Raw genomic sequence first — 24440 nt, 5'->3', positions numbered from 1 at the left:
CGCGTAGGCGCAGAGGTGACACCTGTCGCGCCGACGCGCGGCCCTGACCTTCTTCGGAGTTTGCCCTATGCCCACCTTTACCGCGCTGACCACGCTGACCGGAAAATCCGAGGCCGAGGCATTGGGCGAGGCGATGGAACGTCTGACGCCAGAGCCAACCGGGGTCGGGGTCTTCGAGGTCGAAGACGGGTCGGGCCTATGGGAAGTCGGCGGATATTTCACCGAAGCACCAGATCAGGCCGGGCTGGCGCTTCTGGCGACGCTGCACGGCGCGAAACCCTTCGCCGTGTCCGAGTTGCCGGAGACGGACTGGGTTGCTCATGTGCGCCGCGAATTGGCACCGGTGGAGGCGGGCCGGTTCTTCGTGTACGGCAGCCATGATGCCGACAAGCGTCCCGAAGACAAAATCCCGCTGTTGATCGAGGCGGCGATGGCATTCGGAACAGGACACCACGGAACCACCTTGGGCTGCCTGCGGGCGCTGGACCGGCTGTTGTCGGACGGCTTTGCCGCGACGAAAGTTGCGGACATTGGCTGTGGCACTGCGGTGCTTGCGATGGCCGCCGCCCGTGTGTGGCAGGGGGCTGACATTCTGGCCAGCGACATCGATCAGGTGGCCGTGGATGTGGCCGAGGCAAATATGGAGGCCAACGGCATGAAAGGGGCAGTGACCTGCCTTGAGGCCGCTGGGTTTGACGCGCCCCTTCTGCACGACGTTGCGCCCTATGATCTGATCTTTGCCAATATCCTGAAGGGGCCGCTGGTCGCCCTCAGCCCCGATATGGCCGCGCATTTGCGCGAGGGGGGATATGCGATTCTGTCCGGTATCCTGAATGAGCAGGCGGATGATGTGATCGCGGTTTATGCACAGAATGGCATCAATCTGGTCAAACGCGACGAGATTGGTGAGTGGACGACGCTGACTCTCCGTCGTGGAGCCTGAGTACCAGGCAGTTTAATCGACTTTTAAGCATCTGCCTTCCTTTCGCCATAATTCCTTCCTAACTTCGAACGATCCGCTGGTGGGGGCCAGGTCGGGGTTCCACAATGAATGAACAACACGCAGAATTTCGAAATCGACTTCGTCGGTTGGACCGAAAACACGTGAAATCTGGCCAGAGTTACGTGGCCAGAATGCGCTCCGATGGTTTGATCGTGGTTGAGCCGCGAAAGGTGGTTCAATCCCGCATCGCGCTGCGATCTCTCGTCTTGTTTGTGGCCGCTGTGCTGATGTTCAAGGGGCTCCTGATGGCCTCTATCGGGTTTGACAGCTATAATTTCAGGGTGGCCGAGCTGCGCAAGGGAACCCCATTGGAGCAGGGCGGCGCATTGATCATGCAGAGCGACCCTCTCTCTGCGTCAATCGCCGAAAAGTTGGTTCCGCTCTTTCGCTAGACCATATCCGCACCTCCGAGACGAAAAGCGCGCCGCCGGATCAGCCCAGCGACGCGCTTTGTCATTCGGATGTCAGGGGCCGACCACGCAGCCTTCCAGAATGCAACCTGCGGCCCAGATGGCACGAGATCTGCGTCTGGTCGGCGGGGCCTGTCGGGGCGGCCTGTCGGGCGGCCTCAGATCAGCGAGGAATCCGCTCCGATGGAGTCCAGATCGCCACGGGTCAGCCCGATATCGGACAGTTCCCGGTCGGTCAGCGCGGACAGGACCTTGCGGGTCATGCGCACGTCATTCCATGCAAGGATTGCCGCTATAATTGAATGTCCAAGAGCGCCGATGCGGCCGATCAGGCCGGAGGTGCCTTGGGCGGTGCGGGTGGTGTCAAATGCAGCCATATCCACGTTCTCTTTGATCAGGTTTCAGTGATGTCGCATCAGTGCGATGGGCGGCACATATTGGCCGCTGCGCCCCCTCACAAGCATGATTTTCGCATATGTCCCATGCAGGGATTGCATAACTTTTGGGCATATTGATAACGGCTTTTTCGCGAGCAGGCCAAACGCTGAAAAACTGTCGCCGCTGGTCTTCCGGGGGTCGTATTCGGTCATGGGGGTGGGGAAAGATGTCCAGATTCTGCTCATCGGATTGCCGGAGACCTGCCTCGCTCCTTTGAGTAGGCACGGGAAAGCATTTGGCTGTGTTCGCGTTTTGTGCTAGGCCGCGACCATAATAAAGAAATCTACTGGCGAAGATCGGGCGGGCGGATGCGAATACTGGGCATTGATCCGGGGCTCAGGTCCCTTGGATGGGGAGTGATCGAATCAAATGGGGCACGGCTGAGCCATGTCGCCAATGGCGTGTGCCGCTCTGACGGCGATGATCTGGGAGAGCGGCTGCTGTCCCTGCACAATCAGGTCAGCGAAATCATCATTGCCTATGCGCCGGATCAGGCCGCGATCGAACAAACCTTCGTCAACAAGGACGGAGCAGGGACATTGAAGCTCGGCCAGGCCCGCGGCGTGGCGTTGCTGACGTTGGCAAAGGCCGGGCTTCCGGTCGGCGAATATGCGCCCAATCGGGTCAAGAAAACGGTGGTGGGCGTCGGGCATGCGGAAAAGGAGCAGGTGCTGCATATGGTCAAGCTGCAACTGCCCGGCTGCGCGCCCAAAGGCCCGGACGCGGCGGATGCGCTGGCGATTGCCATCTGTCACGCCTATTACGGTGGCACGAAACAGCGACAACTGAAAGAGGTGGCCAGATGATCGGGAAGTTGAGCGGGCGGCTCGATTACAGAGCGCTTGACCATATCATGATCGATGTTCGCGGCGTCGGCTACATTGTCCATTGCTCTGACCGCACAATGGCAAGCCTGCCTGCGGTGGGAGAGGCTGTGCAGCTCTACACCGAATTGCTGGTGCGCGAAGATCTGATGCAGCTTTATGGGTTCACGTCGCTGGTCGAAAAGGAATGGCACCGTTTGCTGACGTCGGTACAGGGGGTTGGTGCAAAGGTCTCGCTCGCCATTCTCGGGACGTTGGGGCCGGACGGGGTCAGCCGCGCCATCGCATTGGGCGACTGGGCGACGGTCAAGGCTGCCAAGGGCGTGGGGCCGAAGACGGCGCAGCGCATTGTGCTCGACCTGAAGGACAAGGCGCCGGGTGTCATGGCGATGGGCGCGACCGTTGGTCAGGCGCTGGACGGACCCGAACTGGCGGAGGTCATCGAGCCAACGGAGGGGGGCGGCGCAAAAAAAGCCGCGCGCAAACCTGCACCCAAGGCGCCTTCGGGCGCGGCCGCAGCCTCGGCCGGAGCTCTTTCTGCGCTGGGCAATCTCGGATATGGGCCCTCTGACGCGGCCGCAGCGGTTGCCGAAGCGGCTGCCGGTGCGCCAGAAGCAAACGAGGCGGATTTGATCCGGGCAGCCCTGCGGCTGCTGGCGCCAAAGGGCTAGGGCATGAATATAACTGAAACCACATGCCGCACGCAGATCCGCCTGTCCGGCTGCCGCGCAGTTCTGATGTGCGCCGAGCCGTGCAGGTGCAGCCGGGTGGGTGGACATGATTGACGCGGACCCGACCCTGCGGCCTGACCCTTTGCCAGGCGACAATGACCGGGCCCTGCGCCCGCAGGGGTTGTCGGAATTCATTGGACAGGCCGAAGCGCGTGCCAATTTGCGGATCTTTATCGAAAGTGCCCGTCGCAGGAATGAGGCGATGGACCATACCCTGTTTCATGGCCCTCCGGGCTTGGGGAAAACCACGCTTGCCCAGATCATTGCCCGGGAACTGGGGGTGAATTTTCGTATGACCTCTGGTCCGGTGCTGGCAAAGGCGGGGGATCTTGCTGCGATCCTGACCAATCTCGAATCGCGGGATGTGCTGTTCATAGATGAGATACATCGCCTGAATCCCGCGGTTGAGGAGGTGCTTTATCCGGCGCTCGAAGACTTTGAACTCGATCTGGTCATTGGCGAGGGGCCGGCCGCGCGGACCGTGCGGATCGAGCTGCAGCCCTTCACGTTGGTGGGGGCGACAACGCGAATGGGGTTGCTGACAACGCCGCTGCGGGACCGGTTTGGCATTCCGACCCGGCTCCAGTTCTATACCATCGACGAGCTGTTTGAAATCGTCAGCCGCAATGCCCGGAAATTGGGCGCACCGGCGGATGATGAGGGCGCCCGGGAGATCGCGCGGCGCGCGCGCGGCACCCCCAGGATCGCCGGGCGGCTCCTGCGCCGCGTGGTGGACTTTGCGGTTGTCGAGGGCGATGGAACGATTACCCGCGAGTTGGCGGATAATGCGCTGACCCGGTTGGGGGTGGACCAATTGGGTCTGGACGGTGCCGACCGGCGGTATCTGCGTCTGGTCGCTGAAAATTACGGGGGCGGGCCAGTGGGAATTGAGACCATGTCAGCCGCCCTGAGCGAGAGCCGGGATGCGCTGGAGGAGGTGATCGAGCCGTATCTGCTGCAACAGGGTTTGATCCAGCGTACCCCCCGGGGCCGGATGCTGGCGCAGAAGGCCTGGGCTCATCTCGGACTGGCGCCGCCAAAATCCGCAAATGATCTGTTTTCCTGATCGCGGTGATGTGTTCTGAAACAACCGGCGTGATCGCAGGGCGCGACAAGGGGCAGGGCGCATCCCTCCTGTCTCTGGCCGTTGTGAGAGGCCTGTTATGAGGGGGGCATTGCGACAGGCCCTTTGTGACAGGCCCTTTGCGACAGGCCCGTGCTGGCCCTGCCGGGCTGGCCTCGTCCCAAGGCAGGCGGAATAGGCGCGCCAGACGGTACCAGGACTGAGGGTGACCAAAGGGAAGGGACCCATGCGCCGCGGAGTTCCCCTTGATCGATCTTCTCTTGCGCCATAGATCCGGGCAAGAGCACAGCGCAGAAATCCGGACCCCGTTTCATGACCGCATTGATGACACCTGAAGACATAACTCGGTTGTTCACCCGCGAAGACGGAAGCTATGTCTTCGCGCGTTGGGGACGGCCGATTGCACCGATCGTTTTCGGCGTGCAGGACGAGACACTCGCAACACTGAAAGGCGCAGTGGAGGCCGTGGTGACGCTCGCGGGCCATCAGATGGTGGAGACGGATCCTGAATTGGGGGCCAACCTCATGTTCTTCTTCTTTCGCGACTGGGAAGAGCTGCTGGATGTGCCTGACCTGGATCGGATGATACCCGAGTTGCCCACTCTGGTGCGGCGCCTCTCCGGAGAGGGGGCCAGCCAGTATCGCGCGTTTCGCTTTGACGACGGCGGCGGCATCCAGGCGGCCTTTGTCTTCCTGCGCATGCAAGGGGAAATGGCCAGGATCCCGGCGGAAACGCTTGCCTTGACGCAGGCGGTGCAAGCCGTGCTCCTCTGGGGAAATCACGCCTTTTCCGATGCGTCCCCGTTGGCGGTGCTGCCGGGCGGAGGCAACACCATTCTGCGGCCCGAGATTGCCGGGGTGATTGCCGCGGCTTATGATCGGGTGATGCCGGTCGCTGCAGATAATGCCAGTCATGCGCTGCGTCTTTATGCGCGACTGCAGGCCCTGCCGACCGAGGAGCACGCGGTGTGACACATCGGTTTGCGGTCACGGTCTACTACGAAGACACCGACATGGGCGGGATCGTCTACCACGCCAATTTCCTGCGCTATATCGAGCGGGCCAGAAGCGATTTCGTGCGCAGCATGGGCGTGGATCAGAATGCGATGCGGGACAATGGGGTCGTCTGGGTGGTGACCCGCATTGAGGCCGACTACAGATCACCGGCGCGGTTCGAGGATGAGCTGGTCGTAGAGACCGAGATCACTTCAGTCACCTCTGCGCGCCTCACGATGGCGCAGGTCGTGCACCGGGCGGAGCAAGAGCTGTTTCGCGCCGTTGTCACGGCTGTCTGCATGGATATGCACAGCGGCAAGCCCCTGCGGCTTCCGGCAGAAGTTCGCGCATCGCTCCGATAAACAGGGGCGCCTCGCGCTGTTTCCTTGGCAATGCTGCGGGTTTTCCGCTAACGTCGGCGACAATTGGGCCGCGCGCATCAAACGACGCGGCAACTGGCGATAGAGCAGGCAGATGGAAGCAGAAACTCTGGCATTGGCGCAGGAGATTGATTTCTCCATGTGGGGACTGTTTGCGCGCGCGACGCTGACGGTCAAATTCGTGATGATCCTGCTGATCGGGGCGTCGATCTGGTCCTGGTCGATTTTTCTGCAGAAGCTCTTCACCTACCGCTCCGCCAGACGCGAGGCGCAGGTGTTCGAGCGGTCCTTCTGGTCCGGCAACCCGTTGGATGAGCTGTTCGACGACATCGGGCAGGACCCTTCCGGGCATTGCCAGCGTATCTTTGCCTCGGGCATGACGGAGTGGCGTCGCAGCCATCGCACGGATGGCGCCTTGATCCCCGGCGCGCAGGCGCGGATCGACCGGTCCATGGATGTGGCGATTTCCAAGGAAAGCGAAAGCCTGCAGAGCGGGTTGCAGATCCTGGCGACCATCGGCTCCACCGCCCCGTTCATCGGGCTCTTCGGCACGGTCTGGGGCATCATGAACGCCTTTATCGAAATCGCAGAGCAGCAAAATACCAACCTTGCGGTTGTGGCGCCGGGCATCGCCGAGGCGCTGATGGCCACGGGGCTGGGCCTGCTCGCCGCTATTCCGGCGGTGATCTTCTACAACAAACTGTCCGCAGATGCCGATCGCATCATCGGCGGATACGAGGCCTTCGCCGACGAGTTTGCCACCATATTTTCACGTCAGTTGGACGGCTGAGCCATGGGGGCTGCTGTACAACAGTCTGATGCGGGGGGGCGGCGACGCGGACGGCGGCGGTCGCGCTCGCGTCCGATGGCCGAAATCAACGTCACCCCCTTTGTCGATGTGATGCTGGTTTTGTTGATCATCTTCATGGTGGCCGCGCCGCTTATGACCGTGGGCGTGCCGGTGGAGTTGCCAAAGACCGCAGCCGGGGCTTTGCCGGGTGAGGAGGAAGAGCCGCTGACCGTGACCATGACCGCCAGCGGCGAGATCCAGATCCAGACAACGCCCGTGGCGCGGGATGATCTTGTCGCGCGGTTGCGGGCGATTGCAGCGGAACGAACCTCGGAGCGGGTCTATCTGCGGGCTGACGGGGCCATTGCCTATAGTGACGTGATGCAGATCATGGGCGCGCTCAATGCCGGTGGCTTTGGCAATGTGGGGCTGGTGACGGACACCGGCGGGCCCACGCTCGACGGGCGACCTGCGCCTCAGGGCGAATAAGTCGGGGGCCGATGTGCAAACAGGCACAAAGATCTCTGTTGCGGGGCACGGGCTACTCGTTGCCTGGGCGCTTGCGGGAGGGTGGTTCCACTCTGACCCTCTGCCGTTTCAAAGTCAGGATGTCTCGATCATCTCGGCCGAGGAATTTGCCCGGCTGAGCGAACAGCGCGCCGCGCCGGTGGTGGCAGAGGTGCCGGTTGCACCGGTTGCCCCGAATGTCCCCTCGGTGGCCGAAAGTACCCCGTCGATCCCGGACCGCCCGGAGCCTGCCCCGGTTGCGCCGGCCGACCAGCCACGCCCCATTGAAACGCCGGTGGAGGAGGCCGAGCCGGAGCCGCCCGCGCCGGAGCCCACACCAGAGGTCCCAAGCCTTGTGCCGGATGCGCCTGCGGTTCCGGAGCCGGTACGCGATTTGCCGCAAACCGCAGAACCCGAAGCCGCTCGCCCGACCGACCGGGTTGCGCCGGAACCGGTGAAGCCACCGGAGCCGGACACCCAGGTGGATGAGATTGCGCGCGAAGCGATTGCCCCCGATGACGGCGGCGAGGCCCCGCAACCGGTGCAGGATGCAACCGCCCCCGAAGCGGCGAGTGACCGGATCGTGACCGAAGCGGAGGCCGAGAACGCGGAGCCGACGGCGCCTCTCGCTACGTCGCGCCCCAAAAGCCGTCCCGCCAGCGCGGCGCCGCAGCGGCCTGTGGCACCTGAGACACCTGCGGCGTCAGAGCCACAGTCGGCCCAGAGTGATGAGAAAACCGAACCGGCAGCGGAACCAACACCCGAGGTTGAGAGTTCAGCCGTGGATGAGGCGCTGGCACAGGCGCTGTCCGGCGCGGGGGAGGTTCAGGCTGACGACCCCTCCGGCCCGCCGATGACCGAAGGAGAACGGGATGCGCTGCGGATTGCAGTCTCACAGTGCTGGAACGTCGGCTCCCTGTCGAGCGAAGCGCTGCGGACAACGGTGGTCGTCGCGATGTCGCTGTCCCGCGAGGGCGTGCCCGACAGTGGTTCGATACGGATGCTGTCCAGCTCCGGCGGGTCGCAGGGGGCGGCAACGCAGGCCTATGAGGCGGCCCGGCGCGCAATTATGCGCTGCGGGGCGAAAGGTTTTGATCTTCCCACTGACAAATACGGCCAGTGGCGTGATATTGAGATGACATTCAATCCCGAAAGGATGCGGATCAAATGAGAAACGCTTTGGCGACACTATTCCTTGGCCTTTCGATGCTGTTGCCGATTGCCGGGGCTCCGGGGCAGGCACAGGCACAGGACGGGCCGTTGCGGATCGAAATCACCGATGGCGTGATCGAACCGCTGCCTTTTGCGACGCCTGATTTCATTGCGGATACCCCGGCCGCCTCGCAGTATGCGGCTGATATCGCGCGGGTCATTGCCTCGGATCTGGTGGGGTCAGGGCTGTTTCGCGAGATCCCGAAGGTCGCCTATATCTCGTCCTATTCGGATTTCGACGCGGCGGTGAATTTCACCGACTGGAAGGCCATCAACGCGCAGGCGCTGATCACCGGTGCCGTGAATGTGTCTGGCGACCGGATCAGCGTGCGGTTCCGGGCCTATGATGTGTTTGCCGGACAGGAGCTCGGTTCCGGTCTGCAATTGTCGGGCACGGCCGAAGGCTGGCGTCGGATTGCCCACAAAGTTGCGGACACGATCTATTCGCGCCTGACGGGGGAGGGCGGATATTTCGACAGCCGCGTGGTGTTCGTGTCGGAGACGGGACCGAAGAACGACCGCAAAAAGCGTTTGGCGATCATGGATTATGACGGTGCCAATGTGCAGTATCTGACCAGCTCCAACGATATCGTCCTGGCGCCCCGGTTCTCGCCGACGGGGGATCGGGTGCTCTATACCAGCTATGAAAGCGGTTTTCCGCAGATCCATGTGTTGGACGTTGGCAAGGTGCAGCGCCGGATCCTGTCCGCGGGCAACGGTATAATGAGCTTCGCCCCGCGCTTTGCGCCCGACGGTCAGACGGTCGTCTATTCGCAATCCGAAGGTGGCAATTCCGACCTCTATTCGATGAATATCAACAGCGGTGCCACCCAACGCCTGACCAGCGCCCCCTCTATCGAGACCGCGCCTTCCTTCTCGCCGGATGGCAGCCAGATCGTGTTTGAAAGCGACCGCTCCGGGGCGTCGCAGCTCTATATCATGGCCGCCACCGGCGGCGAGGCAAAGCGGATCAGCTTCGGGCAGGGGCGCTATGGCACGCCGGTCTGGTCGCCGCGAGGGGACTATATTGCCTTCACCAAGCAGAACGCGGGCCGGTTCCATATCGGTGTCATGCGCACCGATGGCAGCGAGGAGCGGCTGTTGACCGCATCGTTTCTGGACGAAGGGCCGACATGGTCGCCAAACGGTCGCGTGATCATGTTCACGCGCGAAACCCAGGGCGCGGCAGGGCAGGCGCGGCTTTATTCTGTCGACGTGTCAGGGCGAAACCTGAAACCGGTCAAGACACCGGACGGCGCGTCGGATCCATCCTGGTCCCCGCTGCAGAAGTGACAGAGCGCCTGACGGGGCCGGCGACGGATGCCCGTGGCGCAGACATGCATAATATGGTAACACACTGGCAAGAAATGTCCGATGACACGAGGCGATTTCAAATGAGCAGACTTAAAACAGCAGTTATTCTGGTTGCGGGCCTGGCCCTGGCGGCCTGTTCCGATGCCCGTTGGGACGATGCGTCCTCCGGCAGCGGTGGCGCGGGGCAGATCACGCCGGGCAGTGCGGGCGATCCGACGAGCCCTGCCTATTTCCGCGAGGCCATCGGGGACCGGGTGTTGTTCCTTGTGGATCAGTCCAGCATATCTCCGACGGCACAGACCATTCTTGCCGGGCAGGCGCGGTGGCTGAATGCAAACCCCGATTACGTTGTCACCATCGAAGGCCATGCCGACGAGCAGGGCACACGGGAATACAACCTTGCACTTGGCGCACGCCGCGCCAATTCCGCGCGCGAATATCTGATCTCCCAAGGGGTGGCCGCCGACCGCATTCAGGTCGTGTCCTTTGGCAAGGAACGCCCGATCGAAATCTGCTCTGAAGAGAGTTGTTATTCCCAGAACCGCCGGGCCGTGACGGTTCTGGCGGGTGGCGCAGTGGTGGGCTGATCGTGATGTCTGGTTTTCGGCGAATCCTTCTTTCCACGGCACTGGTTTCCACGGCTTTGCTCGCGGCCAGTGCCTTGCCGTCCTTCGCACAGGAGCGGGATCAGACATTGGCGGACATCCGCCAGGAACTAACCGTTCTGCATGTGGAAATTCAGCGTCTGAACCGGGAGCTGTCGACCACCGGAGCGCCGTCGACGTCGCTTGCGGGGTCCTCGGTGCTGGAGCGCGTTACCGCCATCGAGGAGGAGCTGCAGCGCCTGACCGCACAGACCGAACAGCTGCAGCACCGTGTGCAGCGTGTGGTGGATGATGGCACCAATCGGATCGGGGATCTGGAATTCCGCCTGGTCGAGCTGGAGGGCGGCGACCTGTCGCAATTGGGTGAGACGACCACGCTCGGCGGCGCTGAGGAAGCGGCGGGCGCGACCGGGCTCGGCCAGGCGCCGGATCCGTCCGGGCCCCAAACCGTCATCGCAGGGGAACTCGCCGTCGGAGAAGAGGCCGATTTTCAGACGGCCATGGCTGATCTGGAAGCGCAGGCCTTTCAGTCGGCCGCCGCCAAGCTTGAGGTCTTCAAATCCGCCTACCCCGGTAGCCCACTGACCGCCAAAGTGGACCTCGGACGGGGCAAGGCTCTGGACGGTCTCGGTGACACGCGGGAAGCCGCGCGCGCCTATCTGGCCGCCTTCACCGGCGACACCACCGGGGCCATCGCGCCGGAGGCTCTGTTTGAACTTGGCGCGGCGCTTGGCCGTCTCGGACAGGTGGATCAGGCCTGTATCACATTGGCGGAAGTGGCCGTTCGTTTTCCTGCTGACCCGATGGTGACCAGTGCAGAGCAGGAGCGGGCCAGACTGGCGTGTTCCTGACCCCCTCAGCAGAGGCGCTGACAACGGAAATCCTCCGGCAAATCGGCGTGCCACTGCCGCCGTCGCTGGGGGTCGCTGTTTCGGGCGGGAGTGATTCTCTGGCGCTGATGTATTTGCTCGCCGATCTGGTCGCGGGCACCGAGACACAGCTTCATGTTGCGACCGTCGATCACGGATTGCGAGCCGAATCACGCGGCGAGGCAGAGGCGGTTGCAACCCATGCCGCAGGCCTCGGGCTGTCCCACGATATTCTGACATGGCAAAATCCGGCCGATCAGGGGAACCTGCAAGGGGCCGCGCGGGCGGCGCGGTATCGTCTCCTGGGGGACTGGGCCAAATCCCGTGGCATTGCTCAGGTGGCGGTTGGCCACACTGCCGACGATCAGGCCGAAACCGTGCTGATGCGTCTCAGGCGCGCTTCGGGGGTGACCGGCCTGTCGGGCATGCCGGTTCGCCACCACCGCGACGGGGTGGAGATCCTGCGTCCGATGCTGGGGCTGCGTCGCCGGGATCTGCGTGATTTTCTTCTGTCGCGAGATATCAGCTGGAGTGACGATCCCAGCAATCAGGACAGGCGATTCGAACGGGTGCGAATCCGGGATGCCTTCCGGGCGTTGGAGCCTCTGGGCGTGACCGCCGAGGCCCTGGCGGCGGTGGCGGAGAACATGCGCATGGCAGAGGCAGCCCTGTCACAAGCAACGCAGGCCGCCGCCACGGACATCGCCTGCCTGCGCTACGGTGCTGTTATGATTGATGCCGCAGGCTTTGAGCAGCTGCCGGAAGATCTGGCGCGTCGCCTTGTGGTGCGGGCGCTGGCCTATGTTTCGGGCGCGGTATATCCGCCGCGCCGCATGGCTCTTCAGGATGCGATGCGCGCGATGCAGGCGGGGCGCAGCACAACGATTCAGGGCTGCCGGATCCTGCGCAGGGGCAGCGGATTCTGGGTCTGCCGGGAGCTTCAGGCGGTGCGCGATCTGCGGCGGGTCTTTCCCGCCTCAGGCCAGGCGGAGGTGATCTGGGACGAGACCTGGCGCATCCACGCCACCCGGCAGGCTCGGGAGGGTGCAGCGGCAATCGAGATTCGACCGGTCGGTGAAGACGGCATCCGGCAACTGACCGATTGGCGCCAGTACGGCGTCCCGCGCGAGGTCATTTTGCCGTTGCCGGGGGTGTGGTCCGGGGATGAATTGCGCTCTGTTCCGGTGCTTCAGGCCACCTCTGACTGGTCGGTTGCGGCGATCAGGTCGCCCGCGACATGGGCGTCCGGAACTTTATCGCATTGAACCTCACCAAATCATCCTTATTTTAGGTACAACTGACGGTCGTCGCGTGCTAGTGCCGTGACGTCCTTGGAATTCTTGGGAGAGCCATTTTGGGCAACGCACGTAATATCGCCTTTTGGGTTGTTCTGTTTCTGCTTGTCGTGACCCTGTTCAACTTGTTCAGCGGATCCGGCAGCACATTACAGAGCCGCGAAAGGACCTATTCGGAATTCGTATCTGCCGTCGATGACGGTCAGGTCAGCCGGGTCACACTTGACGGGGAGCAGGTCCGCTTCACCACGTCAGACGGTCAGAGCTACACCACGATCAAGCCAGGCGACGCCGAAGTCACCCAGATGCTGATCGACAACAACATCCCGGTGCGGGCGGAGAAACAGCAGCAGTCGACGTTCCAGTCCTTCCTGCTCACTCTGCTGCCCTTCCTGCTTTTGATCGGTGTCTGGATCTACTTCATGAACCGGATGCAGGGCGGCGGCAAAGGTGGCGCGATGGGCTTTGGCAAGTCCAAGGCGAAGATGCTGACCGAAAAGCACGGCCGGGTGACGTTCGACGACGTGGCGGGCATAGATGAGGCCAAGGAAGAGCTGGAAGAGATCGTGGAATTCCTGCGCAACCCGCAGAAGTTCTCGCGCCTCGGTGGCAAGATCCCGAAGGGCGCCTTGCTGGTGGGCCCTCCGGGGACCGGTAAAACCCTTCTGGCCCGTGCGATTGCGGGCGAGGCCGGGGTGCCGTTCTTCACCATCTCCGGTTCCGATTTTGTCGAGATGTTTGTCGGCGTCGGTGCCTCGCGGGTGCGCGACATGTTCGAGCAGGCAAAAAAGAACGCGCCATGTATCGTCTTTATCGACGAAATTGACGCCGTTGGCCGTCATCGTGGCGCCGGCTATGGCGGCGGCAACGATGAACGGGAACAGACGCTCAACCAGCTGTTGGTCGAAATGGATGGCTTTGAGGCCAATGAGGGCGTGATCATCCTGGCGGCGACCAACCGCAAGGACGTGCTGGACCCGGCCTTGCTGCGTCCAGGCCGCTTTGACCGCAACGTCACGGTCGGCAATCCGGACATCAAAGGCCGCGAAAAGATCCTCGGCGTCCATGCCCGCAAAACGCCGCTTGGGGCCGATGTCGATCTGCGCATCATCGCACGCGGGACGCCGGGCTTTTCCGGTGCCGATCTGGCAAACCTTGTCAATGAGGCTGCACTGATGGCCGCCCGCGTCGGTCGTCGGTTCGTCACCATGGAAGATTTTGAAAACGCCAAGGACAAGGTCATGATGGGGGCCGAGCGCCGCTCCATGGTGCTGACGGCGGATCAAAAAGAGAAAACCGCCTATCACGAGGCGGGCCACGCGGTTGTCGGTTTGCGCCTGCCGGAATGTGACCCGGTCTACAAGGCCACGATCATTCCCCGCGGCGGCGCTTTGGGCATGGTGGTTTCGCTGCCCGAAATGGATCGCCTCAACTGGCACAAGGACGAGTGTGAGCAAAAGCTGGCCATGACCATGGCGGGCAAGGCGGCCGAAATCATGAAATATGGCGAAGGCCATGTGTCCAACGGTCCCGCCGGTGATATTCAGCAGGCCAGCCAGCTTGCGCGGGCCATGGTTCTGCGCTGGGGCATGTCGGACAAGGTCGGCAATATCGACTATGCCGAGGCGCATGAGGGCTATTCGGGAAATACCGGTGGCTTCTCTGTCTCTGCGAACACCAAAGAGCTGATCGAACAGGAAGTGAAACGCTTCATCGAAGAGGGCTACCAACGCGCCTTCCAGATCCTGCAGGACAACAAGGTCGAGTGGGAAAGGCTGGCCGAGGGGCTGCTGGAATATGAAACACTGACCGGTGAAGAGATCAAGCGCGTGATGAACGGCGAGCCGCCGCAATCCGATGATGACGCGGATGATGATGCCGACACTGGCGCCACGTCGGTGACGGCGATCCCGAAGGCCAAATCCAAGAAAGCCCCACCAGAAGAGGGGATGGAGCCGGAGCCAGAGCCTACGGCCTGATCCAGACCCCAATATTTTGATACAGCAAAACTTTGATACAAGGGCATCCTGACGGGTGCCCTTGTTCGTTTCCGGCATGATTCTGATCTCAGACAGCCCCGGCGCGGCCCGCAGGGTTGCACGGCCAGCAGACATTGATCGCACAGCATTTGCAAAGCATCGCCAAAGTTTCATCGCTTTGGCAGCCTGTGCGTTTGCATCCTCGTGCATGGATACTATGGTGCCACCAGCTGGCTGATAGAGCCGCAACCATATAGGGAATGCCGCATGTCTGTTCTACGCGAGTCGCGTTTCGGCGCTGAGATCACCTGGCTGGGAATGGTGCCTGCAGGCGGCAGCATTCAGGCCGAGCGGCGCGATGCCCTCGATCTCGGGTTTCACGGAATTACGGGCGAGCGCCACGAGGGCTGCGAGCGTGCCTCCTGTGTGCGGGTCAAAAACCTCTACCAGAACGGCACGGAAATCCGAAATGTCCGGCAGCTCACGATTCTGTCGGAAGAAGAGTTGGCGTTGATTGCCGATGAGATGGGGCTGGACCATATCGATCCACGCCACCTCGGGGCATCGATTGTGATCCGTGGGATCCCCGACTTTACCTTTGTGCCGCCCTCGTCGCGGCTGCAGGGACCGGACGGGGTGACACTCACCATCGATATGGAGAACCGCCCCTGCGTGCTTCCGGGGCGTGAAATCGAGAAGGATCACAGCGGTTTCGGACCCAAGTTCAAGAGGGCTGCCGAAAACCGACGCGGCATCACGGCCTGGGTTGAATGTCCCGGCCGGATGAACCTCGGGGACAGGTTGCGGCTCTTTGTGCCCAGCCAGCGCGGCTGGCGCGAAGAGGGATAGACCGCAGGCGAATATTCTTCTCTTTGTGATGGGCGCTGCGCAGTATTGAGCATTTCTGGCGCCGTTTCGCGGCACTTTTATGTCGGAAAACAATGGCGCGCCTGCCCGATCTGCAGATATGCCTAGAACAGCCTCTGGTGACCCGTCGCCGGATCCTGCCAACCCGCCACTTAGGAGCCAGACCCATGAGCTACAAGAGTGACATTGAAATCGCCCGCGAAGCGAAGAAGCGTCCGATCCAGGAGATCGGTGCCAAATTGGGGATGACCCATGAGGACCTTCTGCCCTATGGCCACGACAAGGCCAAGGTCAGCCAGGAGTTCATCACATCCGTTCAGGGCAAAAAGGACGGTCAGCTGATCCTGGTGACCGCGATCAATCCGACGCCCGCGGGGGAAGGCAAGACCACGACGACCGTGGGCTTGGGGGACGGCCTCAACCGGATCGGCAAGAGCGCGATGATTTGTATCCGCGAAGCCTCCCTCGGGCCGAACTTCGGGATGAAAGGCGGCGCTGCAGGTGGCGGCATGGCGCAAGTGGTGCCGATGGAGGAGATGAACCTCCATTTCACCGGCGATTTCCATGCCATCACCTCGGCGCATTCCTTGTTGTCTGCGATGATCGACAACCACATCTATTGGGGCAATGAGCTGGAGATTGATACGCGGCGTGTGACATGGCGGCGTGTGGTCGATATGAATGATCGCGCCCTGCGTCAGATCACCGCCTCGCTTGGTGGGGTCTCCAATGGGTTCCCACGGGAAACGGGCTTTGACATCACCGTCGCCTCTGAGGTCATGGCGATCTTGTGTCTGGCGAACGATCTGAAAGATCTTGAGAAGCGCCTCGGCGACATAATCGTGGCCTATCGCCGCGACAAGACGGCCGTTTACTGCCGTGATCTCAAGGCCGAAGGTGCCATGACTGTGCTGCTCAAGGATGCCATGCAGCCCAATCTGGTACAGACGTTGGAAAACAATCCCGCCTTTGTGCACGGTGGCCCGTTTGCCAATATCGCCCATGGCTGCAACTCCGTGATTGCAACAAGGACCGCGTTGAAGCTTGCGGATTATGTGGTCACCGAAGCGGGCTTTGGCGCGGATCTCGGGGCCGAAAAGTTCATGAATATCAAATGCCGCAAGGCGGGTCTGGCGCCTGCGGCGGTTGTGATCGTCGCCACCGTCCGGGCGATGAAAATGAATGGGGGCGTTGCCAAGGCGGATCTCGGCGCAGAAAATGTGGCCGCGGTTCAAAGCGGATGCGCCAACCTTGGGCGCCATATTGAAAACGTCAAATCCTTCGGGGTTCCGACCATCGTGGCCATCAATCACTTCGTGACCGACACCGAGGCCGAAATCGATGCGGTCAGAGACTATGTCGCGACCCATGGGGTCGATGCGGTTCTGTCCCGCCACTGGGAACTCGGGTCGGAAGGCGCGGCGCAGCTGGCTGAAAAAGTGGTGGCACTGGTTGACGGCGGAACGGCGAATTTCGGACCGATCTATCCGGATGACATGCCGTTGTTTGAGAAGATCGAAACGATTGCCAAGCGCATTTACCGGGCGGATGAGGTTCTGGCCGACGCAAAAATCCGCAACCAGCTCAAGGAATGGGAGGCTGCCGGATATGGCCATCTGCCGGTCTGCATGGCGAAAACCCAGTATTCCTTCTCCACCGATCCCGAGCGGCGCGGCGCACCTGTCGGGCATTCCGTGCCGGTGCGCGAGGTGCGTCTTTCGGCCGGGGCGGGGTTTGTGGTGGCGGTCTGCGGTGAAATCATGACCATGCCTGGCCTGCCGCGCAGACCTGCATCGGAAACCATACATCTGAATGATGAAGGTCAGATCGAAGGCTTGTTCTAGAGCGGAAAATAGGCAATCTGCATCGCGGGCCCCGGTCTTGGATCTGGTCTTGGATCTGGTCGGGGGTCATGTCGGGGTCTTGGTCGCGGCCTTGCCGGAGCAGTTTGGCGCAAAGATCATAGCGGGGCCGATGTGCCGTGAGACCCGTAACATGCGGGATCTCCCCGAGAATTGAGTTGGTCCCCACCGGGGGCTGGCACCTTCAAAAGGAACGAAGTGATGGCAGCAGATATTATTGACGGCAAGGCCTTTGCGGCCAGGGTTCGGGGCCAGGTGGCCGAACATGTGGCGCGGCTGAAAGAGGAACATGACATCATCCCCGGCCTGGCGGTGGTTCTTGTCGGTGAGGACCCGGCCTCGCAGGTATATGTGCGTTCCAAAGGCAAACAGACTGTCGAAGTCGGGATGAACTCCATTGAGCACCGGCTGGCCGATGACACGTCAGAAGCGGATTTGCTGGCATTGATCGAGGCGCTGAACGCGGATCCTTCGGTGCACGGCATTCTGGTGCAACTGCCGTTACCCAAACACCTGGACGAGGATTTGGTGATCAACACGATCTCTCCGGCGAAAGATGTGGATGGTTTCCACATCTCCAATGTGGGCCTGTTGGGCACCGGGCAGAAGTCGATGGTGCCGTGTACGCCGCTTGGCTGCCTGATGATGCTGCGTGACTATCACGGATCCTTGTCCGGAATGGACGCTGTGGTGATCGGACGGTCGAATATTGTCGGCAAGCCGATGGCGCAATTGCTGCTGGGGGATAGCTGCACTGTGACCATCGCGCACAGTCGCACCAAGGACCTGCCGGAGGTAGTACGCCGGGCCGATATCGTGGTGGCTGCCGTCGGGCGCCCGGAGATGGTGCCGGGCGACTGGATCAAGGAGGGCGCCACTGTCATCGATGTGGGCATCAACCGGGTGGATGCACCGGAGAAGGGCGAGGGGAAGACGCGACTTGTTGGCGACGTTCACTATGAGAGCGCCGCAGCGCGTGCGGGCGCCCTTACGCCGGTTCCGGGCGGGGTTGGGCCGATGACCATTGCGTGTCTGCTGGCGAATACCGTGACGGCCTGTTGTCGTGCCAATAATCTGCCAGAGCCGGAGGGCCTGACGGCCTGACGGGAATGTGCCGCCGCGGCGGCGCGGCCTCCGGCGGAGGTATTTCGGAAAAGATGAAATAGCGGGCCCTTTGCGGGTTCCGTCCTTTATCCGTTCACAGGGCGAGGCAGCGGCACCGGTCCGGTCAGAATCGCCAGAGCGTTGTGTTCCATCACAGAGGTCAAGGCCGGATCCGTGCATCGCAGGCCGCCGGTGTAGGTGCCGAAGGCCGGCAGGATCAGGCGGTTTCGGTCCAGCAGGAAGGCCGGCCGGGACTGGCCGCGCAGGCTTGCCTTGGGGTGGTAATGGCCACTGATTTCCCCCGTCGTGCCCTGCGCCGCGACATGACGGAATGTCAGGGGCGGGGTGTTGAATTCGGCCAGCGCCTCCCCTGCGAGCGCTGGGGGGGAGGGGTCGTGATTGCCCTCGACCCATATCCATCGCCGGCCCTGCATCATGCCCTGCAGCTTCGTCCTGTCCGCCTGAGGCAGGTTTCGGGCCGCCGTATCGTCATCGAATGTGTCGCCCAGACAGATGACAGATTGCGGGTTGAGATCGTTGATCAGCGCTTGCAGGCGGTCGAGAGTGTCCCGTGTTTCGTAGGGCGGCAGGAAGACACCCGTACGGCGGGACACGCGGTCGCTTTTCCCGAGGTGCAGATCGGAGACAACGAGCGTTCGCTGAGCGGGCCACCAGAGGGCACCGGCGCCAAGCGCGCAAAGACGCGCGCCGCTGAGGGTGAAGTCAAATCCGGTGGTGGGTCCATGGGGGAGCATGTCTTGAGCTGTTGCCCTCATTGGGTCAGCGATGCAAGGCCGGACGTCTGCATCAGCTTCTCGGCTTCTCGCGCCATCAGCCTTTCGACACCGGCGCCTTTGATCGGAACTTTGCCGACTTCCAGCAGGAGAGGGGCGGCCAGGGGGGAGATCCTGGCAAGCTGGCAATGGTCCACGCGGTCGCCGACACGCGCCATCATCTCTTCAATGCGGGCAAAATCCACCAGTCCACGCTGGGCCTCTTCGCGGGTGATCCGCAGCAGGAGATGGTCGGGGTCGTATTTGCGCAAGGTGTCGTAGAGGATATCGGAGGAGAAGCTGGCTTGTCGCCCGGATTTGCGTTGCCCGGGGGTGTTGCGTTCGATCAGACCAGCAATCGTCGCGACGGTGCGAAATGTCCGTTTCATGACGGCATTTTCCGCCAGCCATCCGTCCAGCCCTCTGCGCAATGTGATGAGCGACAAAAGCGCCTTTGGGTCGGTGGTGGGCTCCATCCCCCAGATCAGCGTGGCATAATCCGTCGCCACAAAGCCGAGGGGCGCGAGGTTCAGGTCCTCCATGCGTTTGGTCAGGAGCAACCCCAGCGTTTGCTGGGCGTTTCGGCCTGCAAAGCCGTAGACGCAGGTGTGTTCCCGCCCGTCGTGGGGAAAGCTCTCCACCAGGAGCCGGCCGGGACGTGGCATTTGTGAAACCTGCGTCTGGAGGGTCAGCCAATCGGCGGTGTGTTGGGGCAGGTCAGGCCAGCCCTGTTGATTGAGGAGGGCGAGAATACGCGCCGAGAGCTGGGTGGAGGTGGCAAATTTGGTGCCGTTGAACGTGGCGACCTTTGGTTTGCGCGCAGCGTTGCGGGTGACTTCGACGGTCATCTCGCGGAGGCCTTCGAAACGCACGATCTGCCCTGCAATCAGGAAGGTGTCACCGGGGCTGAGCGTGGCGGCGAAGCCTTCTTCGATCTCGCCAAGTGGTTTGCCTCCGCGACTGCGTTTCAGGCGGACTTTCAAGGTATCCGTGTCCTGAATGGTCCCGAGATTCATGCGAATTCGCAGGGTCGCTCGGGGATCGCGCAATTGCCAGCGCCCGTCCGGTCGCTGCACCAGCCGTTGCCACTGATCATAGACCCGCAGCGCGTAGCCGCCGGTCGCACAGAACTCCAGACAGGCATCGAATTCGCACCGGGGCAGATCGGAATATGCGCCGACCGTGGTGACTTCGCCATAGAGCGCGTCGGAAGAAAACGGCCCGGCGCAGGCGGTGATCAGGATGTGCTGACACAGCACATCACGAGGGCCGGGCGGCAGGGGGGCGCCGTCCAGCTCGCCTTGCCGGGCGGCCTCTAGCGCGGCGAGGCATTCGATGACCTCGAACCTGTTCGCAGGAACCAGCAGCGCTTTGGAGGGCGCATTGTAGCGGTGGTTCGCGCGACCGATCCGCTGCACCAGGCGTTTGACGTTCTTCGGCGCGCCGATCTGTATCACCAGATCGACATCGCCCCAATCGATCCCCAGGTCGAGCGAGCCGGTACAGACCACCGCGCGCAGGTCTCCGCGCACCATCGCCGCCTCCACGCGCTCTCGTTGGGTGCGGTCGAGTGATCCGTGGTGAATGGCGATCGGCAGCGCGTCGTCATTGGCGAGCCACAGGTTGTGGAAAAAGATCTCGGCCTGGGCACGGGTGTTGTGAAAGATCAATGTCGTCCTGTGGCGGCGCAGCTGATCCAGCACAGCGGGGATCGCATAGGCTGCGCCCCCCCCGGCCCAGGGCGGAGCCGCGGATGTCTCCAGCATAGTGATGTCCGGCGCGGGACCGGGGTCCGCCTGTAGGATTTCACAGGGATCTGGGTGGCGGGCGAGACGCCGGGCCAATGCGTCCGGATCATCGACCGTCGCCGAGAGGCCGACCCGGCGCAGCCCCGGGCAGATCGCTTGCAGACGGCTCAGCGCCAGCATCAGTTGATCGCCGCGTTTGCTTTCGGCCAAGGCGTGTACCTCATCCACGATCACGCGTTGCAGGCCCCGAAAGATATGGTCCGAATTATCGTAGGAGATCAGCAGCGCGAGGCTTTCAGGTGTGGTCAGCAGGATATGCGGAGGATCCGCCCGTTGGCGGCGCTTGCGCGCGGCAGAGGTGTCCCCGGTGCGGTCCTCAATCCGGATCGGCAGTCCCATCTCGGTGACCGGTTGCGTGAGGTTGCGTTTTATGTCGGCGGCCAGCGCCTTTAGCGGCGAGATATAGAGCGTATGCAGCCCCTCATGCGTGCCCTCCGCCAGCTCCGCCAGAGTGGGCAGGAAACCGGCCATCGTTTTGCCGCCGCCTGTCGGCGCGATCAGCAGGGTTGCGGGCGCATTGCGGCGCGCCAGCATCTCCATCTGATGCGGATGAGGGGACCATCCACGGTCCGAGAACCAGCGCAGGATCTGAGGGGGCAGGCATTCCATGTTCCCCATTTAGTCCAAACTGTCGATGCGACCAAAAGAAATTCGACCCCGGTCGCCGCATCGGCCTTGTCTCGCTTACTTCACAATCGTCTCATCCCTGACGAACATGTTGGCCCAGGCCCGGTCGATCAGATCCGGAGACATTTGATAGGGCAGGCCTTCGAATTCGCAGATGGCAATCATCTGATCGATCAGAAACACCGGCTGGTAGTTGGCATAGGCGTTGTCAATCGTGGGGTATTTGGTCTTCAGCAGATGCACCAGGGCGGCCTCGTCAAGGGGGATACCCTTCTTGCGCGCGACCAAGGCAAAGATCTTGAGGAAATTCTCCTGATTGGGGCCGTCAATCTTGATCTTGAAAAAGATCCGGCGCAACGCCGCCTGGTCGAAAATCTCATTCGGGTGGAAATTGGTGGAAAAGATCACCAGCGTGTCGAAGGGGACTTCGAATTTTTCGCCCGATTGCAGCGAGAGGATATCGCGCCCCTCCTCGAGGGGAACGATCCAGCGGTTGACAAGGGCCTGGGGCGACTCCGCCTGACGGCCAAGGTCATCGACGATGAAAATCCCGCCGGTGGATTTGAGTTGCAGCGGCGCCTGATAGGTCCGGGCGGTCGGATTATAGACCAGGTCCAGCATCGACAGGGACAGCTCGCCGCCGGTGACCACAGTGGGCCGCTCGCAGCAGACGTAGCGCTCGTCAAACCGGCGGTGTTTGCGCAGCGCGTTCGGATCTGGTGCCTCCGTTGCCACCGCGCTGTGCACGACGGGATCGTATACGGTGATGACCTGACCGGCATATTCGATCGCGCGCGGCACATAGACCCGGTCGCCCAAAGCATCCCGAATGCCATTGGAGATGGAGGATTTCCCATTGCCCGGGGGCCCGTACATGAGAATGGAACGGCCGGCGCTGACAGCGGGGCCGAGATGGTCAAGCAGGCTGTCGGGCAGGATCAGGTGCCCCATGGCAGCGGTCAGTTGCTGACGGGTCACCATGATGTTTCGGATCGACTGACGTTTGACCTGCTCGCGATATACATCAAGCGGCACCGGCATGGCGCCGAAGTATTCCGATTGCGAGAGCGCATCCAGAGCGCGCGCCTTGCCCGCGTCGGTCAATTGATAGGCCATCTCGTTGCCGGAATTGGCATTGAGCGTGCCGGTGGCCTCTAGCAGTTTCTGGTCGCGGGCAATATCGACCAATTCCTGAGTGACCGAAGCGGGCAGGCAGATGGCCTCCGACAAGTCGGTGACGGTGTCCAGCGTCTTGCGGAACATGGTTTTCAACAGAATGTCCCGCATCATCACCAAGGGCAGGCGCATCTCGGCCATGCCTTTGGGAACAGGGGGCGCGATCACGGAGGTGGTCTGCATGTTCATATCTGACGGGGCCTCTTTCAGGATGGCGGGTGCGGGACGCCGTTGGTCGCCGTTTGGTCAGAGACTATGCAATACTGTGGCAAGACCGCGGCGGAGCTGTAGCATTTCCGCGAATAGCTTGGTTGATTGTCGGCTGTTTCCGGGCCATCGCGGCCGGAATGGACCCAAAGTGGAGCCTGAACATACCCGCAGGGCACGGCCAGGTTGCCGGATCAGGGGCCGTAAATGGCCGCGAGGCAAAGATAGATCGCAAGCGTCGCGCCAAGGCACAGGCCCATTGGAAACTTGCTGCCCGCGTCCCAGCTTTTCCACTGCGGCGCAAGACGGCGCAGGGGGGTGTGGCGGGCGACCCGGTGGGCGAAAACCCCGGCCAGCAAGGTCGCGGTAAAGATGATCACCACCTGCGACAGATCTGCAAAAGCGACATAAGGGGCTGCTGCTCCTGCAAATTTGGCGTCTCCGGCCCCGACGAGCCCGGCGGTGTAGAACAAGAACCCGATGGCGATGCCGATGGGCAGATGTAAAAGATGCCAGCCATAGTCGGCCCAGGTCGGCATCACCAGAGCCCCAAGCACCACATAGAGCCCGCCCAGCGTGTCGACCATCCAATTGGGAATGCGCATGGCCCGCAGGTCCGTCAGAGCCACCAGAAAACACAGGGGCAGGACCAGGGGCAGAAACCAGATTGCAGCCTGCGCAGGAAAATGCATCCCCTCCGGCCCCGCTCAGCCTTTTTCCAGCGCTTCAAGCGCCCGGGCGGCGGCATCAAAGTGCTGCGGGTGGGTGTCGATCGCGTCGCGCAACAGGCCTTCCCCGGTGCTGACATCACCCTGTTTGACCGCAGAGAGCGCCATCGTATGCAACAGCTGCGCCCGCTCGGTCTGGGTCATGGCAATGACGGGCAGGCTATAGTTGCGCTGTGCGCCTCGGGCCAGAACAAGGTTGTTCTTGGCGGTGAACAGGTTCGGGTCCTGACGGAGGGCTTCGCCAAAAAGGCGCTCGGCTTCGGTATAATCGCCCCGCGTCAGCTTGGAATAGCCCCAGTTGTTGAACACACCCGCCGGCGTGGTGGTCAGGCCAATGGCCGTCTCATAAAAGCTGTCGGCCGCTTTCCAGTTCTTCTCGGAGTCGGCAACCATCGCTTCGAGGCGGTATCGTTTGTAGGTTTCATGGGTGGGCGGCACCGAGGTCAGGACAGTCTTGGCCTGCGCCCAGTCATTGGTCCGGATCAAGGCATCCGCGAGGTCCACCCGGTCGGCGTCGCCAGACTCCGGCAGCGCGACAACACGTTGCCAGGCGGAGACGGCCTCGGTATAGCGCTTCGCCCGCACCAGAGAGCCCGCCAAACCGCGGTTGAAATCAATCCGGTCGGGGTTTTTCGCAACGCTGCGCTGAAAATAGCTGACTGCCTCATTGGGATCGGAGCTGTTGAGGATGACGTTGTTGAGATTGCTCTCATCGATGACGTTGACGTCCTGCAAGGCGCGTTCGACAGCTTCTTTGTCGATTTCCTTGCTGCAGGAGGCAAGTGTCAGTGCCCCGATCAGACCTGCGGACAAAAGAAACATTTGGCGCATAATTCTGCGTCCTTTTCTGC

The 24440-nt window shown here is 62.0% G+C and carries 24 protein-coding genes; 18 read left to right on the top strand and 6 right to left on the bottom strand.

Features of this window, described 5'->3' with window-relative positions; genetic code table 11:
* The first annotated feature begins 67 nt into the window (after positions 1-67).
* Both FGE21_RS12305 and FGE21_RS12300 read left to right on the top strand, forming a co-directional pair.
* Positions 68-943 (top strand): 50S ribosomal protein L11 methyltransferase, encoded by an 876-nt coding sequence (locus tag FGE21_RS12305; protein ID WP_139663594.1) that lies wholly within the window; start codon positions 68-70, stop codon positions 941-943.
* A gap of 161 nt (positions 944-1104) precedes the next feature.
* On the top strand, positions 1105-1395 hold the full coding sequence (locus FGE21_RS12300; protein WP_255731546.1) for a hypothetical protein: 291 nt from the start codon (positions 1105-1107) through the stop codon (positions 1393-1395).
* A 176-nt stretch (positions 1396-1571) separates the two neighbouring features.
* On the opposite strand, the gene FGE21_RS12295 is transcribed toward FGE21_RS12300, so the two are convergent.
* Positions 1572-1790, bottom strand: a complete 219-nt coding sequence (locus FGE21_RS12295; RefSeq protein ID WP_139663592.1) for a DUF1127 domain-containing protein — start codon at positions 1788-1790, stop codon at positions 1572-1574.
* A gap of 369 nt (positions 1791-2159) precedes the next feature.
* On the opposite strand from FGE21_RS12295, the gene ruvC reads away from it, so the two are divergent.
* From ruvC to folD, 16 genes are all read left to right on the top strand, one after another.
* Positions 2160-2657, top strand: coding sequence for a crossover junction endodeoxyribonuclease RuvC (gene ruvC / locus FGE21_RS12290; protein ID WP_139663591.1), 498 nt, complete (start codon positions 2160-2162; stop codon positions 2655-2657).
* On the top strand, positions 2654-3346 hold the full coding sequence (gene ruvA, locus FGE21_RS12285) for a Holliday junction branch migration protein RuvA (protein WP_139663590.1): 693 nt from the start codon (positions 2654-2656) through the stop codon (positions 3344-3346). The genes ruvC and ruvA overlap by 4 nt, the downstream gene beginning before the upstream one ends.
* A gap of 106 nt (positions 3347-3452) precedes the next feature.
* Positions 3453-4472, top strand: coding sequence for a Holliday junction branch migration DNA helicase RuvB (gene ruvB, locus FGE21_RS12280; RefSeq protein ID WP_139663589.1), 1020 nt, complete (start codon positions 3453-3455; stop codon positions 4470-4472).
* 330 nt (positions 4473-4802) lie between these two features.
* Positions 4803-5462 (top strand): hypothetical protein, encoded by a 660-nt coding sequence (locus FGE21_RS12275; RefSeq protein ID WP_139663588.1) that lies wholly within the window; start codon positions 4803-4805, stop codon positions 5460-5462.
* The gene (ybgC, locus tag FGE21_RS12270) at positions 5459-5848 is read left to right on the top strand and encodes a tol-pal system-associated acyl-CoA thioesterase (protein ID WP_139663587.1); all 390 of its coding nucleotides are present in this window, start codon (positions 5459-5461) and stop codon (positions 5846-5848) included. Before FGE21_RS12275 ends, ybgC begins: the two co-directional genes overlap by 4 nt.
* Positions 5849-5960: 112 nt before the next feature.
* A complete protein-coding gene (tolQ, locus tag FGE21_RS12265; RefSeq protein ID WP_139663586.1) occupies positions 5961-6656 on the top strand; it encodes a protein TolQ in 696 nt (231 codons plus the stop codon).
* A gap of 3 nt (positions 6657-6659) precedes the next feature.
* A complete protein-coding gene (gene tolR / locus FGE21_RS12260) occupies positions 6660-7145 on the top strand; it encodes a protein TolR (protein ID WP_139663585.1) in 486 nt (161 codons plus the stop codon).
* Between the two features lie 13 nt (positions 7146-7158).
* Positions 7159-8334 (top strand): energy transducer TonB, encoded by a 1176-nt coding sequence (locus FGE21_RS12255; protein ID WP_139663584.1) that lies wholly within the window; start codon positions 7159-7161, stop codon positions 8332-8334.
* On the top strand, positions 8331-9668 hold the full coding sequence (gene tolB / locus FGE21_RS12250) for a Tol-Pal system beta propeller repeat protein TolB (RefSeq protein ID WP_139663583.1): 1338 nt from the start codon (positions 8331-8333) through the stop codon (positions 9666-9668). Before FGE21_RS12255 ends, tolB begins: the two co-directional genes overlap by 4 nt.
* A 101-nt stretch (positions 9669-9769) precedes the next feature.
* Positions 9770-10276 carry a peptidoglycan-associated lipoprotein Pal gene (gene pal, locus FGE21_RS12245; RefSeq protein ID WP_139663582.1) on the top strand — a complete coding sequence of 169 codons (507 nt, stop codon included), beginning with the start codon at positions 9770-9772 and terminating at the stop codon, positions 10274-10276.
* A 5-nt stretch (positions 10277-10281) separates the two neighbouring features.
* Positions 10282-11145, top strand: coding sequence for a tetratricopeptide repeat protein (locus tag FGE21_RS12240; protein WP_139663581.1), 864 nt, complete (start codon positions 10282-10284; stop codon positions 11143-11145).
* A complete protein-coding gene (tilS, locus tag FGE21_RS12235; RefSeq protein ID WP_139663580.1) occupies positions 11136-12428 on the top strand; it encodes a tRNA lysidine(34) synthetase TilS in 1293 nt (430 codons plus the stop codon). The genes FGE21_RS12240 and tilS overlap by 10 nt, the downstream gene beginning before the upstream one ends.
* An 89-nt stretch (positions 12429-12517) precedes the next feature.
* Positions 12518-14437 carry an ATP-dependent zinc metalloprotease FtsH gene (gene ftsH / locus FGE21_RS12230; protein WP_139663579.1) on the top strand — a complete coding sequence of 640 codons (1920 nt, stop codon included), beginning with the start codon at positions 12518-12520 and terminating at the stop codon, positions 14435-14437.
* A 267-nt stretch (positions 14438-14704) separates the two neighbouring features.
* Complete coding sequence (locus FGE21_RS12225; RefSeq protein WP_139663578.1) at positions 14705-15286, top strand: sulfurase; 582 nt, start codon at positions 14705-14707, stop codon at positions 15284-15286.
* Positions 15287-15471: 185 nt separating this feature from the next.
* Positions 15472-17148 (top strand): formate--tetrahydrofolate ligase, encoded by a 1677-nt coding sequence (locus tag FGE21_RS12220; protein WP_139663577.1) that lies wholly within the window; start codon positions 15472-15474, stop codon positions 17146-17148.
* A 219-nt stretch (positions 17149-17367) separates the two neighbouring features.
* Positions 17368-18270, top strand: coding sequence for a bifunctional methylenetetrahydrofolate dehydrogenase/methenyltetrahydrofolate cyclohydrolase FolD (folD, locus tag FGE21_RS12215; protein ID WP_139663576.1), 903 nt, complete (start codon positions 17368-17370; stop codon positions 18268-18270).
* Positions 18271-18356: 86 nt separating this feature from the next.
* Here folD and pdeM read toward each other — a convergent pair whose 3' ends face one another.
* From pdeM to FGE21_RS12190, 5 genes are all read right to left on the bottom strand, one after another.
* On the bottom strand, positions 18357-19025 hold the full coding sequence (gene pdeM, locus FGE21_RS12210) for a ligase-associated DNA damage response endonuclease PdeM (RefSeq protein ID WP_139663575.1): 669 nt from the start codon (positions 19023-19025) through the stop codon (positions 18357-18359).
* A 17-nt stretch (positions 19026-19042) separates the two neighbouring features.
* Positions 19043-21460 carry a ligase-associated DNA damage response DEXH box helicase gene (locus FGE21_RS12205; RefSeq protein ID WP_139663657.1) on the bottom strand — a complete coding sequence of 806 codons (2418 nt, stop codon included), beginning with the start codon at positions 21458-21460 and terminating at the stop codon, positions 19043-19045.
* Positions 21461-21535: 75 nt separating this feature from the next.
* Positions 21536-22843: an ATPase gene (locus FGE21_RS12200; protein ID WP_139663574.1), complete on the bottom strand. Its 1308-nt coding sequence runs from the start codon at positions 22841-22843 to the stop codon at positions 21536-21538.
* Positions 22844-23055: 212 nt separating this feature from the next.
* Positions 23056-23553 carry a prepilin peptidase gene (locus tag FGE21_RS12195; protein WP_139663573.1) on the bottom strand — a complete coding sequence of 166 codons (498 nt, stop codon included), beginning with the start codon at positions 23551-23553 and terminating at the stop codon, positions 23056-23058.
* A 15-nt stretch (positions 23554-23568) separates the two neighbouring features.
* The gene (locus FGE21_RS12190; protein ID WP_139663572.1) at positions 23569-24420 is read right to left on the bottom strand and encodes a lipopolysaccharide assembly protein LapB; all 852 of its coding nucleotides are present in this window, start codon (positions 24418-24420) and stop codon (positions 23569-23571) included.
* Positions 24421-24440: the final 20 nt, after the last annotated feature.

It is taken from the genome of Phaeobacter sp. B1627 (assembly GCF_006265095.1).
Taxonomy (GTDB): Bacteria; Pseudomonadota; Alphaproteobacteria; order Rhodobacterales; family Rhodobacteraceae; genus Epibacterium.
This window is presented reverse-complemented; position numbering and strand designations above follow the sequence as displayed.

Bases quoted from the DNA above. Each gene is read 5' to 3' on its own strand.
- FGE21_RS12200 (WP_139663574.1), bottom strand. From the start codon at position 22,843: ATGAACATGCAGACCACCTCCGTGATCGCGCCCCCTGTTCCCAAAGGC.
- FGE21_RS12275 (WP_139663588.1), top strand. From the start codon at position 4,803: ATGACCGCATTGATGACACCTGAAGACATAACTCGGTTGTTCACCCGC.
- ruvA (WP_139663590.1), top strand. From the start codon at position 2,654: ATGATCGGGAAGTTGAGCGGGCGGCTCGATTACAGAGCGCTTGACCAT.
- ruvB (WP_139663589.1), top strand. From the start codon at position 3,453: ATGATTGACGCGGACCCGACCCTGCGGCCTGACCCTTTGCCAGGCGAC.
- folD (WP_139663576.1), top strand. From the start codon at position 17,368: ATGGCAGCAGATATTATTGACGGCAAGGCCTTTGCGGCCAGGGTTCGG.
- tolQ (WP_139663586.1), top strand. From the start codon at position 5,961: ATGGAAGCAGAAACTCTGGCATTGGCGCAGGAGATTGATTTCTCCATG.
- FGE21_RS12240 (WP_139663581.1), top strand. From the start codon at position 10,282: ATGTCTGGTTTTCGGCGAATCCTTCTTTCCACGGCACTGGTTTCCACG.
- FGE21_RS12205 (WP_139663657.1), bottom strand. From the start codon at position 21,460: ATGGAATGCCTGCCCCCTCAGATCCTGCGCTGGTTCTCGGACCGTGGA.
- FGE21_RS12295 (WP_139663592.1), bottom strand. From the start codon at position 1,790: ATGGCTGCATTTGACACCACCCGCACCGCCCAAGGCACCTCCGGCCTG.
- tolB (WP_139663583.1), top strand. From the start codon at position 8,331: ATGAGAAACGCTTTGGCGACACTATTCCTTGGCCTTTCGATGCTGTTG.
- FGE21_RS12220 (WP_139663577.1), top strand. From the start codon at position 15,472: ATGAGCTACAAGAGTGACATTGAAATCGCCCGCGAAGCGAAGAAGCGT.
- FGE21_RS12195 (WP_139663573.1), bottom strand. From the start codon at position 23,553: ATGCATTTTCCTGCGCAGGCTGCAATCTGGTTTCTGCCCCTGGTCCTG.
- ruvC (WP_139663591.1), top strand. From the start codon at position 2,160: ATGCGAATACTGGGCATTGATCCGGGGCTCAGGTCCCTTGGATGGGGA.
- pal (WP_139663582.1), top strand. From the start codon at position 9,770: ATGAGCAGACTTAAAACAGCAGTTATTCTGGTTGCGGGCCTGGCCCTG.
- FGE21_RS12190 (WP_139663572.1), bottom strand. From the start codon at position 24,420: ATGCGCCAAATGTTTCTTTTGTCCGCAGGTCTGATCGGGGCACTGACA.
- tolR (WP_139663585.1), top strand. From the start codon at position 6,660: ATGGGGGCTGCTGTACAACAGTCTGATGCGGGGGGGCGGCGACGCGGA.
- FGE21_RS12225 (WP_139663578.1), top strand. From the start codon at position 14,705: ATGTCTGTTCTACGCGAGTCGCGTTTCGGCGCTGAGATCACCTGGCTG.
- pdeM (WP_139663575.1), bottom strand. From the start codon at position 19,025: ATGCTCCCCCATGGACCCACCACCGGATTTGACTTCACCCTCAGCGGC.
- FGE21_RS12305 (WP_139663594.1), top strand. From the start codon at position 68: ATGCCCACCTTTACCGCGCTGACCACGCTGACCGGAAAATCCGAGGCC.